Source organism: Marisediminitalea aggregata (assembly GCF_900129565.1).
Lineage (GTDB): Bacteria > Pseudomonadota > Gammaproteobacteria > Enterobacterales > Alteromonadaceae > Alteromonas > Alteromonas aggregata.
In genome coordinates, this window is sequence record NZ_FQWD01000001.1 from 52,128 (window position 1) to 66,076 (window position 13,949).

Consider the following 13,949-nt stretch of genomic DNA (forward strand, 5'->3'; position numbering starts at 1 on the left):
CGAAGTTAAGTGAATTTTGTATACGCTTGGAGCGCATGAAAAGATTACCAAACATATTGATAAGTTGCGCTTTTTTCAATTTCACTCTCAGAATAGTTATCGATACGAAGAACCCGGAATGACTTCGACTTCTTCTCTGGCATAGCGCGCCCCCACCAAATGCGGCACGACCTCATAACATGACAGGAACACAAACAACGGCCAGTCATACCAGCGAAGGTATTGTTTACCGATGCGTTTAGCGTGGAACCAATCCAGTTTCAGCTTTTCTCTCATTAACAACGACAGACTCTTGTGCGCGCTGACCGACATGCACTGATGCCCTTTATTACGCTGCAAATCCCACAGAAACGTCAGACCGCCAATGGCGTGCTGCATTGCGCCTTCGCGTGCCATGTAAAATACGTTTCCCGCCTCTCTAATTCTATCGTTACGCAACTCTGCCGATAAAAACGGGGTGGCTGCATGCGGGTATGGAAAAGACTGCAGTATCTCTCGATGGTAAATAGCCCCGTTATTCGATACTTTGTCGGTTTGTCCTGAGTGACCGGGATCGTCCCACGCCCGGTGCAATAAGTTGCAAGCCCGGCGGTAACTGCTGTCTTCACCGTAATAGGTTCTACCGCTGGCAGCCGCGTAATCACCAGACGTTAACCCCGTCATTAACTCACGTAACCAGTTATGCGTGGGCGTACAATCAGATTCGAGCACAGCAATATATTCATGAGGACACTGACTGACACCATAATCCTTCAACACCGCTGACTGTATGGAATCGTAATACAGGATTTTTAACTGAGGAATATACAGGTAGAGCTGATCGGGCACAGGCTGATCCTTCACCTGCGTGCTTTCAACCAGTACCACGTCGAAGTCTTCGTCGATATCCTGGTTTGATAACGCCTCTAACAGCGCCAGTTCGTCTTGCCAGGTTTTTTGCTCCCCTGCTTCATAGTCAGAAACGGAGATCACGCAAAGTCGGTTAGTAGATGTAGTCATAAAACATCCTTATTTATTGTTATTATCAGGATAATACTTTAGTACTATGCTGCTGTACAAAATTCATACTAAACCACTTCTAAAACTATGCAAGCAAATTTATCTGCGTGGTTAGCGCGGCAATTCCGGCAATCGCGCAAAATCGCTGATTGCTTGGTATGATACAGGCAGGCCGTATTTATCAGTAAAGTAACCAACACATGACTCTGCTTCGCACCGCTGTTTTTTACATATTTATTTTTACACTTGCTGGCTGCAACAATGACAGTCTGCCAACCATTGGGCGCACTCATGGTGACTTCCCCATGAAATCGCTGCTGAATTACGACGACAACGAAAAGTGTTATCGGTTTTCACAAAATGTGTTGTTTGAGGCACCGTTTGCTGACGGCATGGCTTACCTGAAGAATCGCTGTCTGGAGGCTGACAAAAAAATTGGCAGAAAGACCGCTAAGGAAGTCTCTGCGCTACACGTTTCACTGACTTACAACGGCGAATATTACATCGTGAAAGGCGGTTACTAACGGGGGCAATCCAAATATCACCTCAGGCGTATAAATGTTTATAGACGACATCAAAACGCTAACGCCTGACCGGGAGATATTTTACTTTGGACGCTTCACAGTGGTTACACAAACAACCACAAGGACTCTATTGTGAACCTGCCGACTGTTACATCGACCCGCTTCACCCCGTAGAGCATGCATTAATTACCCACGCGCACGCTGACCATGCCATTGGCGGGCATCAATCGGTAACCGCCACAGCAAGTACGCTGGCTATTATGCAAACCCGCTATGGTGAAGACATGGCTGGGTCGACGCAAGCAGTAAACTACCGCGAACAAATTACGCTGGGTTCACCGAACGACCCGGTTACCTGTGTGTTTTATCCGGCAGGCCACATTTTGGGCTCAGCGCAAATCCTGCTTTGCTATCGGGGCACCCGGGTGGTGATATCCGGCGATTATAAGCGACAATCAGATCCTACCTGCCTCCCGTTTAAACCCGTGCCTTGTGATGTATTTATCACCGAAGCCACCTTCGCTCTGCCGGTGTTTAAGCATCCTTCCATCGAGCAGGAAATGGCGAAACTGCTGGACTCATTGGCTGTCTTTCCGGAACGATGTCACCTTGTGGGTGTGTATGCCTTGGGTAAATGTCAACGGGTCATACTGGCATTGCGAGCGATAGGCTATACCTCGCCCATTTACCTGCATGGCGCACAGCGTAAACTGTGTGATTTATATGAACGCCAGGGCATTGAGCTGGGTGAGTTAATTGACGTCGCAGAGGTGAGCGACAAGCAATCACTGGCTGGCAATATTGTGCTGGCACCGCCTTCTGCATTGAGTGACCGCTGGTCACGTACCCTGCCTAATGTGAGGCGAGCCATGGCGTCAGGCTGGATGCAAATTCGCGCCAGAGCTAAACAAAGGCAGGTTGAGCTTCCGTTGGTTGTGTCGGACCACTGTGACTGGCAAGCACTACTCGACACAATTGAAGAGGTTAACCCGAATGAAGTGTGGATCACTCATGGCCGTGAAGATGCGCTGTTACATGCGTTAACACAGCAAGGCCGAACAGCTCAGGCTTTGAGTATGGTGGGTTACGAATCCGATACGCAGGATTAGCCATGCAAGCATTCAGTGAATTACTCGAAAACCTCTACTACACCACAGCCAGCAATGAGAAACAGCGGTTGCTACTGGCATACTTAAAGAATACTCCCGACCCGGATCGCGGCTGGGCCATTGCTGCACTGGCCGGCACGCTGCGCTTTGAGTTTTTTAAACGACATACTGTAAAACAACTCATGCTGAGCCGGGTTGACCCGGACCTGTTCGCGATGAGTTATGACTACGTGGGCGAAGTCAGTGAAACGGTGGCGCACCTATGGCCTGATGCTACCGAGCAACCTGCAACGTTGCCGACGCTGAACGAACTGGTAACCGCCTTCCAACAGGTGTCTAAACAAAAAGTCAGTGCACTACTTGCCGACTACCTGTCGATTATGACGCCACCGCAACGATGGGCGCTTCTCAAATTAGGCACACGGGGACTGCGCGTCGGTATGTCGGCACGCAGTGTGAAGAAAGTCCTGGCGACCTATGGCCAGGTGCCGGTCGAAGAGATCGAACAACTGTGGCACGCCCTTGCTCCTCCCTACGCTGAATTGTTTGCGTGGCTGGACGGCAAACAACCTAAACCCGATATATCCAATGCAGTGACGTTTCACCCGGTGATGCTGTCACACCCGGTACAAGATGACGACCTAGAGGCAATTAAAGCCCAACCTGACGAATGGCAAATTGAGCACAAATATGACGGTATTCGCGTACAGTTAGTGTGCAATGCTAATGGAAAAGCCATATACAGCCGCACCGGCGATGATATCAGTCACGCCTTTCCCGATGTGTTGGAACAACTGCATTTTCATGGCGTGGTAGACGGTGAATTACTGATCATGAAAGACGGTAATATCGATAGCTTTAACGCGTTGCAACAGCGGCTCAACCGCAAGAAACCCACCAAGGCATTGCTTGCATCCCACCCAGCCGGCGTCATGCTTTACGACATTTTGAAATACCAGCAATCAGACGTTACCCGACATTCCCTCGATGTGAGACGTGAGTATCTGGAAAAATGGGTAGCCAACAATCAACAACCGGCTTTTCAGCTGTCACCGATGTTGGCGATACACGATGCAGAGCAGCTCGAAGCAGCGTATCGGCAAGCCGCAGACGATCCTTCCGTTGAAGGCTTAATGCTAAAGCGCCTGGCTAGCCCCTACACTGCGGGCAGACCCGTTGGCCAGTGGTTTAAATGGAAACGCGAAGCACTGTTAGCCGATGCGGTAATCATGTACGCCCAGCGCGGTCACGGCAAACGTTCAAGCTTTTACTCCGACTATACGTTTGGCGTGTGGGAAGGCGACAAATTACTGCCCATTGGCAAAGCCTATTCTGGCTTCACAGACGATGAATTGAAAAAGCTCGACAACTGGATACGGCGACACGCAACCGGGCGATTCGGGCCGGTACGTGAAGTCGAGAAAGCCCTGGTTTTGGAAGTGGCCTTCGACGCAGTGCACCCATCAACCCGCCACAAATCCGGCGTGGCCCTTCGCTTTCCCCGCGTTCACCGTATTCGCTGGGATAAACCTGCCAGCGAAGCTGATACCCTGGATGCGGTGAAACGGTTGATTCGGTGACGCTGGTTTTGCTTATACGCATATACGGTTTGGGCGCCTTGCGATGCCATAGAGTGCTTCGGCGATTCAATAAGCCAAAATTTGTTGCTAGCACCTTTGTTTATACTTACCACACTTATTAATGTATATTTATTGAGCAACATAAGGATGCATATTTGAGTGAAAAAGTAAGGATACTTCACAATGTTGACATGGCCTTTGGCACTCGTTCTATTTATTTGCCTCTGTAGTGGTTTTGCTGAAGCATTTAATTATGGTCGCTTTATTACTAAACCCTCACGGGTAATTGAAACACAAGCGGCCAGCCATATCGTAATTAACAGCCTGAGCTTTGGGAAAAAAAGCTGGTCGGAAGACTTCCCTTCCTCGTTCGTTATGCACATAAACCTTCTACGTGACAAACGCAACGTGTCTTGCCGTTATCAACTTGCTCAAACCCAGGCAGCCAGTCAGGACATCACCCGCTTTTTTGACGCCACACTAGCGATGAGCCTTGATAAAAAGGGTGAGGTTAAAAAACCTGATTGGCAACAGTACTGCAAAGACACGATTGCCATTGAGCAGGTGCAACTTCACGCTTTGCACAAAAATCTGTTGGGAATCGACATCGCGTTTTCAAACCACAACCACTACAAGGCAGTGTTACATCAGGGGCGTTTCTTTCCAAAACAAGTGATTTCCAGCCATGTGCACAGCGCCATTGCTCACGACTTTAACCTGAAGGTGTTACCAGAATCAGCATTTAGTCGCTTTTCCAAAATCGTGGTTTGGGGGCAACCCTCGGTGATTAGCAATGAAACAAAGCCACCGATAAATCATATTTCACTTGCAGCAGCAGGCAATATACAGGCATCAGAAGGGCAATACCGCGGCTTGATTTCGTTACTCGATTCATCATCGGGAGAAATGTGTGCTGTTACGATTCAAAGGGGAACCATCCACAATAATGGCAACCTGTTACGTTTCGACGGCAACTGGTCTTCTTCGAATACAAAATGCGGCGACCTAATCGAATCTCTTGATAAAATATCATTCTATGCACTCTCTGAAGAACAACTAGGCGTAGAGGTTAGCTTCAAAAACAACAGCTGGTTTCGTGCAACATTTCCCCACATTCGAGGCGCAAAATTACAACCATTCTTAGCAGACAATGATGCTGAATATACCGATTTATTTCATCAAGAGAAATACGAAGAAGCGCCCGAGTCTCCTCCCCCTGCCAAACAAAAAAACACACCTCAAACACTTACCGACGAGGAATTTTGGGCACAAGAGAGCTGGAATACAACGCTTTGGGAGTCCAGTTCTGACAGCCCCAAAAAACGCGTATTTAAACGCGATCACTACAAGATTGTTGTTACTAATACCTCCCCAGAGAACGGGCGCAGACTATCTCCCGTTAACAAACGCTTTTCTCTGAGGGTTACCAATACAGCGCTTGCCGTCGATCTTGATTTTAATGGGCATTGCACCTCAGAAGCGCAAATGTATTTGAGTTTTTACAAGAATCTCGATGATTATGAATATGCTGAAGAGTACATCCCTGAAAAGCCCTTACGGCGCTTTTACAAAACTCACAATGTGGAAGATTTACCTGACATAGTCACACTGCTCAATTACGCGCATCGCGCAATCAACACGTTGTGTAAGCAAACGTCGTTAACAAATATTCGGTTACTGGTAAAACACAAAGAATACCCTGGGCTCAGAGTACCTTATCATACAGTTTCAGTGGGCAAAGTTACCTTATCTTCCCTTCCGGTTATTGGCGGTACGTATACAAAAGACGCACAGCCAGAGTTAACAAACCGATTTCAAGCAATGGATGAAGACGCTCAACTCCCCGTAGGATTTAACACTTCGTACGGTGGCTTCAAGGTTAATCACACTGGATGGTGCGAAAGTGAACCCATAATTGGGGTAACGATGGAGCAACAATACACGCAGCAGGCCCAGCCTAAATATGTATTTGCTGAATCTCAGTTTCGTAATATAGCCAGTGCGCTGGGTGAACTATATGCCTACTACTGCCCTGGGGCTAGCAAGGTTAACGTTAGATTTTCAGAGCAACCCAAAAACACTTATTGCCCGTTATCATCATGCAAACAACTCATTGCCGACCGGCAGAACAAATGGAGAGTTGTGCAAGTGCCGTGGGAAGAATTGGATTATTCCTACGACTACCTGTCACTTATGCACTTTTTCCATAAAGGGAAGCTGTACCAACTCAATGCCACCAATCGTTTCTTTAGCCGATTCTACGTGTCGTTTTTTGAAGCCTATTCTGAACTATGCTACTCATCAATTAAAAACCCGATGAAAACAGATTTGTCGTTCACTAATGTTGAATATGAAGATGATATTACTGTGTCGAAACGCGCAATCGGTACATTTACAGTTTATACTGAGAAAGAATACGGCAGTCTTTTTGCGAAACACTGGGCCAATACCGGTTACTCGGGTGAACAACGATATACGTCTTGGGTAAATGGAGCCGGAGGGATTCAACAAATACAACGTTTTATTAAAAAGTATGGCTGCGACTCGGATGAACTCCAAACCGTATCACATAATATTGTTCAAAAAGCGCGGCTTATCGAATGAAATGGTTAATGCTCACTTACTTATGAGCAAAAATGAATAACCGGATTTACTTTACCCAAATTACTTACCCGTCATTGATTCAGAAAGATAACTGTACTCTGGAATGGGGATAAACCAGCCTTCACAATCCCCCGGTTAAATCCAAAAAGTTACCGGTTGCAAAGGAAGATTGATCAGAGGCCAGCCAGTATATTGCTTCGGCGACTTCAATAGGCTGCCCACCACGCTGCATTGGGATTTTGCTTTTTAGTCTTTCTACGCGCTCTGGCTCGCCGCCGTCTGCGTGCATATCGGTATGAATCAACCCCGGCCGAACGCAGTTCACTCTGATGTTTTCTGCCGCTACCTCAACAGATAACCCCTTAGTTAAGGTATCAATTGCACCTTTTGATGCAGCGTAATCAATGTATTCATTGGGAGAGCCCGTGCGAGCAGCGCCGGACGACACGTTGACGATAACGCCCCCTACTCCGCCATGGCGCGTGGACATCCGCTTCACGGCTTCACGACAACACAGAAAGTACCCGGTAACGTTATTCATGAGGATGGCATTTATTCTGTCTGCGCTCATGTCCTCCAGGCGCATTTGTTGTCTTAGTATGCCCGCATTGTTCACCAGAACAGAAACGACACCGAGTTGATGGTCAACAGTATCGAACAACCGGGTAACATCATCTTCTTGCGAAACGTCAGCCTGAACCGCTATACATGTGCCACCTGAAGCCTTGATCTCTTCTGCCACCGCATTGGCAGCACTAGCATTCAACTTGTAATTGACGCATACGGCATATCCGTTCGTGGCAAACAGCTTTGCTGTTGCCGCACCAATACCTCGACCACTCCCAGTAATAATGGCAACTTTTTTATTATTCATAATGCGTCCTGTGCAGCTGATACCATGGATGTACAATCCTGGAAAACAGCCACCGTAACACGCGACATTGCGCAAAGCCAAACCACTTATAGGAGGGTAATAGAATCTATTGCTGCAAAGTCGGCTTTTAGCGTCTGGCCATTACGACGCCGACAATATGGATACCCAGTAGCCACCAAATTGCCTGTTTGAGCAACATGTGAATTTGGTGAACCTTGGGGAAAAAATCATAGAAGGCGACTATTTCTGGTGGCAGTTCAACGCCAAGTACCGTTAACGGGATTTCGTAATGGTTAATCATAGCTAGTCCGGTAATTGCCAGACCAATCAGGCAGACATAGAGAGCAGTATGTGTACCTTTGATCATTAGCGCATGCTTTTTTGATCGCGGTGCCATTCGTTTTAATTTGGCTTTATTTAACCAGGTAAACAATAACCTTGCGATAGTGAGGGCGATAAGTAACAGACCAACCTCAGCATGCGCTTCGACGGCATCCTGACGATGCAGCAACTGGCCTTTAATGTCCCAATTTATATTATGAAGTTGCGTGGAAAGGTTCATGAGCATAAATATCAGCAAAATAGCGGATACCCAGTGAATAAGGCGGTCTGTTAAATAGCTTTTAGTTAGCATAGGGCGTTATTTCGAGGCGAGTGCCATTCAGTTAAAAAATGGTATGCAGTCAACAATAAACCAAGTCGGGTGAAAATAAGGTGAAAGTCCGCCGCTTTGAACAAACAGTGAGCAACGAAAATTTGTTGGATATCATTGGAGCAACATCAACTGATTAAGCTGTACTAGTTCACTTCTGACGATATTTTTCGATGATTGTATTGGCCGTTATATTTAGCTGCTCTTGTGCCGAGTCAGATACATAAGGTGTAACGAGGAATATACCTAGTCTTTCTCTGGGATATATGGATATCCAGGCTGACGTGCCGAAAGTTCCACCACCGTGATAATATTGCCCCTCTGAATCTAATCTAAACGTATTCCAAATATAGGCTCTGCCTAACCCGTCTTCGTCTCCAGCCAGTAAAGTTAGCGCCTTTTCAGCTATCTCATTGTCGCTGTTGAGATAATAACTTAGGTATCTGCCCATATCTGGCACTGTGGATTTTAGGCCTCCAGCCGCATTAAAGTAGTCAGACGCGTCAGGTGTCGGGAGGCCGTTTTCATGTACCCCTCGTATCCACCTTGCACGTTCACTCTCAGAAAAGTGAGCGAAGGTCTCGATTTGCCCTGTAAACTTAAAGACATAGCGCTTGAGAAGTTGCTCTATCGGCGCATTGTATAGCTCTTCCAGTGCGATACCGATGAGTCGAACACCTGCGTTTGAATAACGATATCTATTTCCTGGTTTTTCTTGAAGTGTATATCCGTTTAATATGTTGAGTAGGTTTTCATCATCGTGGGCAATAAAACATGTCAACCTTTCATCTGGTAAGAGGTTAGCCCCATCACACGATAGATCTGTTGGTAGTCCAGAGATATGTGTCGCTAAATGCCTGACTGTGATTTCTACGCCTTGATATTGTAATGCCTCTTTATTAACCCTATCGAGGTATCGAGAGATTGGCGCATCAAGTTCTATGAGCCCATCAGATACGGCTTGCGCTAAGATTAATCCGACATGCGTTTTGGTAATAGAACCTATGTCGTAAAGGATATTGTCGGATGGACTTGAGCCATCGGAAAATTCACCGTAATGATATGTACTCACGACGCCTTCTGTTACGAATGCTACGGATACTGCACTAATCTTAGTGTTAGCAATGAGCTTACCAACTTCTTCATTGATTATTTCAACCTGTTTATCCTGCTCAGTCATATTAGGCGTTGAACATCCCAAAACGAAAACGCAAGCTATGAACATCGTAAAAAGACGCAGTCTTTTACGTTTTTTTAAATGAGTTGAATAACACATCAATCATTCCTTGAAATCTTTGCTTTTGACCCAGTAGGGAGGTGTTAAGTAAGAGGCTTTAATACTCTACTACTCCACTGGCCTTAAAGATGATTTAGCGCAGTTGAACAAGTATTTCCAGTGAATCACATTCGCTATCAAAGCTGAATATCTGATTGTGATTTACACCTAGGGGTTCGTCACACACGTCTTTTGAATAATTGCCTGACTGGCTTGTTCGCCATATTCATCACCCGTGGATTTTGCGACAGCCAGGTCGATGCGAGCCGCATCACATTGACGCTGCAACGCCAAAGACATGAGGTAGTTCTGATCTTTTTGCTTTTGTGCCAAACCCTTTATTCCATTGTATTCGGTTCGGCTTTCGGGGCTTTTCCCTCGCTCATAAGGCGGTGCAGAATTCGTTGAACAGCCACCTAACAGCAAAATAATAATGCCAGTCAGAACAGTGTATTTGAACAAAACCATCACTCCACGTTGTACCAGATAGTATCACCGTGAGTTTATGGTATTAATTCAGGATTTTAGTGCTGATACGCCGGACTTTTTACCCGTTTGTACACACTTAGGAAGTTTGGGAATACAGAGCCCCTTATTCTTACTTGTTATATGCCAAGTAACTCGGGGTTTTCCAGAAAAACCCGCAAGCGCTTTTTCTCTGCGTCGCTGAAATGTGTTGCCATGTATTGTTCAATAGCCTGTTGTTGCTCTGCATCAGTCATTTGCTGGTCTTGTTGCAATGCATTGTGCCACTGCTTGTAACTCTTTACCTTTTTCTGCCAGGCCTGACGTTTTTCCGTTGTTGCCTGCAGGCGAGCTGCCACCTCGGCGCCGAACTCTGCCGATGCGGCGTTATACAAAGTTTCGCCTTCATATTGAATGGCTAGTTCACGCAATGCTTTTACTTCCATAGAGTCTGTAAAACCTTGCTTTTGAGACTCGGGTAGCGCAGCCAATTGCTGCTCAATAAGCGCCGCCTTTTGCGCTTCGGAATAATAAGGATCCTGAGATATTCTCAGGCGCTCAAAAGCAGCCAGATCAAACGCGACGTCATCGGCGAACAGACATTCATACTCCGGTTCCGAAAAGAAGTCGTAGCGCATCTGTGTTAGCGCGTCCATTCTTGCTGTAATCGCTTCCAGGTCCGGTGTAGCCAGTGCATCTTCTGGTTCGAGAGCCAGCAAAGCCACTTTGTATTCCACGTACCGCGTAAACAAATCCATGTAAGCAGCGAGCTGTTCGCCGTCGTAACCTTGTTGAATTTTGGCTTCCCGGTATTCAGCCAGAATAGCGTCTGTTCCGAGACCTTCTCGTTCAAAAATAAAGGCGTCAAACTCGTCCTTTAAACCCGCATGCAATGTAAACAGGATCTCTGAGGGAACAGGGTTAATTGAATGGTAAGGTTGTGTGCTGTCATCTGAATCAACCGCCGGGGTCGATTCCATCTTGTTTGACGTGATTGCCCTTTCAACATCGCTTTCAGGTTGTTGTTGCTTTGACGTGGTGGTGAGTTTTAACCCCACCACCAGCACCAAAAGCGCAATCAGTATTACGCTTTTTCGCACGTTACAGGCCCAGTGACTTCAGGCGCTGCGCCTGTTTTACAAATACTTGTACCGGATCGGTTTCAAACCAGTGATGAATACCAAAAACCTGATTGACTTCATCCAGGTGGTTCATGCGATAGCGGTCGTTGATAACATACCCCAACTGAGAGCTACAGCTGGATACCAGGCCGTCGTTGGGCTCGTCAAATGCCAGGCCGGTTAACACCATAAGCGGATCGCTAACATCAAGCGGATTAGTCAGTGTCTTGCCACCACTCCATGAAAAATAGTACACACCATTTTCAGCCAGCATATCGCCGTCATTGGTACAGTAACCACTTGGCATACCCTCTGGATAACGAGCATTAAATTTGGCTGCGCCTTCTGTGGTAAGCGAATCCATTGCCGCTACGCTGTCTGTTGGCAACTCACGCGGATCTGAACCTGAAACAAGTTCAATCACATTCGCAAAGGCATTTACTACCGTACCGGCAACGCCTTCTTGTGGTGAGTCTTCATCCAGGCTTTTGCGCACTAAATCTGCTACCTTGCTGCCCTGATTCACACCCGCAACTGAAGTTGCTGATGCAACCAACTCGGGCGCAACGCTGGCGACGTATCGAATAGTTGGACCACCATGACTGTGACCAATCAGGTTAACCTTTTCAGCGCCTGAATGTGCTAATACTTCCTGTACATACGCTAACAACTGCTCGCCACGTACTTCACTGGAATTGGCAGGTGACACGGTAGCGGTGTATACCTTCGCGCCGTAGCGCGTCAGTTTGTTGGGTACTTTGTAAAAGTAATCAACGCCCAGGGCGTCATCAAATCCAAACAGACCGTGCACAAGCACAATCGGATATTTGGTTGAGGTATCAGGAGCCGCGTAGGCAGGTACAGCAGCATTAAACAACCATGCCAAACAAGCGAAATAGAGTGCTTTTTTCATGTGTGTGTCCTGTATTGTGTATTTTCAGTTGTCATTAATGTTCTGTCGTTAGGCTCTCATCAGAGGTCTAACCATTGTTATTATTTTGTTAACATTTCATTAATTTTCGCAACTTTCAAGTGAAAAATGACTATTTGGACACGCCAGACTTACTACACGATACCAGCAAGATTTGTAGTATTTATTCAATTTTCCTTAAAAATTAGCGCATTAATCACTAAACCTGAAGGTGGAGAGGTCCACTAGCCCCCACATTCACAATATGAATGCGTATCATGGATAGTAGAAATACATTTGAGATAGTAAATACGTCGAGACATCAGTGTAAATGATGTCTCTTTACAAGGAATGGACACCCGGGTTTTGAAACCAGATTAGAAAATTTTGCGTGTTTTACTCAAGCCGACGCGCTGGCTCTTGCGCTAACGAGTTGATGCCAACGTTTAAGGTTTTCCTGATGCTCAGCCAGTCTGATTTTCACCACGCGGGCAAAGTCGATTGCGCACAACGCAATAATGTCAGCAACGGTGAATGCATCACCGGCAATGAAGTCACTCTCGCCCATACGCGCGTCGAGGATATCCAGAAATGCGACAACATCTTTACCGGCTTGTTCTCCAAAAGCAGGCACAGGGGTCATACGGTCTTTGAAATAACCGGTTGAATGTTGAAAACACTGGGTAACGGGCAACATCAGGCACTGATCTACCCGGCGCTGCCACATGCCCACGATGCCCTTTTCTAATGGTGTGGTTCCAAGTAACGGCGGTTCCGGATGCATGGCTTCTATGTAGGTACAAATCGCGTCGGTTTCACTAATACAGGTGCCATCAGCCAATTCCAGAATGGGTAACTTTCCCATCGGATTTTTGGCAAGCATGGCGGGTGACAGGTTTTCTCCTTTCTGGATATCCAGTTGAACATAGTTAACATCAACGCCTTTTTCCGCCAGAAACATGCGTACCCGGCGCGGATTGGGTGCCCGGGAAGCATCATAAACAGTGTAAGTCATCGTCAGTTCCTTTTTAAACGCCTGCAGAACAGTCAGATTAGTCGATGAAGTGGCGTTTATAAAGCTGTATATAATTTACCTTGAGAGACGAAGACAACCGCCACTGGCCTGAAAGCGGATTCAGTTTCATGCCGGTTTCATAGACGGATTCAAACTTTTCCGGCTTAACCCAGCTGGCTAACTCTACCGGTTTTACAAATTGCTTCCAGTCATGGGTACCCACCGGTAGATAACGCATTACATACTCTGCGCCCACAATAGCAATCAGCCAGGACAGCCAGGTACGGTTTAACGTCGCTAGCACCAATGTCCCTTTTGGACTGACAAGCTGTGCGCATTGGCCAATAAGTGCGGGCTGATCCGGAACATGTTCCACGACCTCAGCGTTAATGACGATATCGTATTTGTTGCCAGCCTGTACTTCCTGCTCGGCAAGATGGTGCGAATAGCGAATATTCAATCCGGATTGAGCCGCGTGTGCTTTGGCTACCTCAATACTCACTGCACTGGCATCAATGCCCGTTACATCGGCGCCCTTTCTGGCCAGCGCTTCGCTTATCAAGCCACCACCACAGCCGACATCTAAGACGGACAGGCCCTGTAAACAACGCTCCGAATTGGGGTCGCGATTGTGACAATAAGCCAAATGTTGAATCATATAAGCAGCGCGCGTGGTATTAAACGCCAACGCGGTTTTGAACTTACCGTTCGGGTCCCACCACTCCCTGGCCATCTGATTAAACCGGGCGATTTCCTGTGCCGAGGTATTATCGTTAATAGGTTGACTTAACTGACTTTTGTCTAACATCTGGACTATTCC

At 46.8% G+C, this 13,949-nt stretch carries 14 protein-coding genes; 4 read left to right on the forward strand and 10 right to left on the reverse strand.

What is annotated here, in order from left to right; genetic code table 11:
- Nucleotides 1–96 precede the first annotated feature (96 nt).
- Together BUB81_RS00230 and BUB81_RS21885 are read right to left on the reverse strand one after the other, a co-directional pair.
- Entirely contained in the window at nucleotides 97–999 is a 903-nt protein-coding gene (locus BUB81_RS00230; RefSeq protein WP_084526066.1) for a glycosyltransferase, read from the reverse strand.
- A 68-nt stretch (nucleotides 1,000–1,067) separates the two neighbouring features.
- Entirely contained in the window at nucleotides 1,068–1,292 is a 225-nt protein-coding gene (locus BUB81_RS21885) for a hypothetical protein (RefSeq protein ID WP_139241458.1), read from the reverse strand.
- Between the two features lie 12 nt (nucleotides 1,293–1,304).
- Here BUB81_RS21885 and BUB81_RS00235 point away from each other — a divergent pair, with 12 nt between their 5' ends.
- From BUB81_RS00235 to BUB81_RS00250, 4 genes are all read left to right on the forward strand, one after another.
- Complete coding sequence (locus BUB81_RS00235; protein ID WP_139241459.1) at nucleotides 1,305–1,523, forward strand: prefoldin domain-containing protein; 219 nt, start codon at nucleotides 1,305–1,307, stop codon at nucleotides 1,521–1,523.
- Between the two features lie 86 nt (nucleotides 1,524–1,609).
- Nucleotides 1,610–2,632, forward strand: a complete 1,023-nt coding sequence (locus BUB81_RS00240) for a ligase-associated DNA damage response exonuclease (protein WP_073316637.1) — start codon at nucleotides 1,610–1,612, stop codon at nucleotides 2,630–2,632.
- Nucleotides 2,633–2,634: 2 nt separating this feature from the next.
- A complete protein-coding gene (locus tag BUB81_RS00245) occupies nucleotides 2,635–4,212 on the forward strand; it encodes a cisplatin damage response ATP-dependent DNA ligase (protein ID WP_073316638.1) in 1,578 nt (525 codons plus the stop codon).
- A gap of 183 nt (nucleotides 4,213–4,395) precedes the next feature.
- Nucleotides 4,396–6,816 carry a hypothetical protein gene (locus BUB81_RS00250; RefSeq protein ID WP_073316639.1) on the forward strand — a complete coding sequence of 807 codons (2,421 nt, stop codon included), beginning with the start codon at nucleotides 4,396–4,398 and terminating at the stop codon, nucleotides 6,814–6,816.
- A gap of 121 nt (nucleotides 6,817–6,937) precedes the next feature.
- Here BUB81_RS00250 and BUB81_RS00255 read toward each other — a convergent pair whose 3' ends face one another.
- From BUB81_RS00255 to ubiG, 8 genes are all read right to left on the reverse strand, one after another.
- Complete coding sequence (locus BUB81_RS00255; protein ID WP_073316640.1) at nucleotides 6,938–7,690, reverse strand: SDR family oxidoreductase; 753 nt, start codon at nucleotides 7,688–7,690, stop codon at nucleotides 6,938–6,940.
- A 127-nt stretch (nucleotides 7,691–7,817) separates the two neighbouring features.
- Complete coding sequence (locus BUB81_RS00260) at nucleotides 7,818–8,324, reverse strand: cytochrome b/b6 domain-containing protein (protein WP_073316641.1); 507 nt, start codon at nucleotides 8,322–8,324, stop codon at nucleotides 7,818–7,820.
- 169 nt (nucleotides 8,325–8,493) lie between these two features.
- Entirely contained in the window at nucleotides 8,494–9,522 is a 1,029-nt protein-coding gene (locus BUB81_RS00265; protein WP_175555750.1) for a serine hydrolase domain-containing protein, read from the reverse strand.
- Between the two features lie 264 nt (nucleotides 9,523–9,786).
- Nucleotides 9,787–10,080 carry a hypothetical protein gene (locus BUB81_RS00270; protein WP_139241460.1) on the reverse strand — a complete coding sequence of 98 codons (294 nt, stop codon included), beginning with the start codon at nucleotides 10,078–10,080 and terminating at the stop codon, nucleotides 9,787–9,789.
- 143 nt (nucleotides 10,081–10,223) lie between these two features.
- Nucleotides 10,224–11,183, reverse strand: coding sequence for a lipase secretion chaperone (locus BUB81_RS00275; protein WP_073316644.1), 960 nt, complete (start codon nucleotides 11,181–11,183; stop codon nucleotides 10,224–10,226).
- Between the two features lies 1 nt (nucleotide 11,184).
- Entirely contained in the window at nucleotides 11,185–12,117 is a 933-nt protein-coding gene (locus tag BUB81_RS00280; RefSeq protein WP_073316645.1) for a lipase family alpha/beta hydrolase, read from the reverse strand.
- A 397-nt stretch (nucleotides 12,118–12,514) separates the two neighbouring features.
- Nucleotides 12,515–13,129: a glutathione S-transferase family protein gene (locus BUB81_RS00285; protein ID WP_073316647.1), complete on the reverse strand. Its 615-nt coding sequence runs from the start codon at nucleotides 13,127–13,129 to the stop codon at nucleotides 12,515–12,517.
- A gap of 37 nt (nucleotides 13,130–13,166) precedes the next feature.
- Complete coding sequence (gene ubiG / locus BUB81_RS00290; RefSeq protein ID WP_073316650.1) at nucleotides 13,167–13,937, reverse strand: bifunctional 2-polyprenyl-6-hydroxyphenol methylase/3-demethylubiquinol 3-O-methyltransferase UbiG; 771 nt, start codon at nucleotides 13,935–13,937, stop codon at nucleotides 13,167–13,169.
- Nucleotides 13,938–13,949 lie beyond the last annotated feature (12 nt).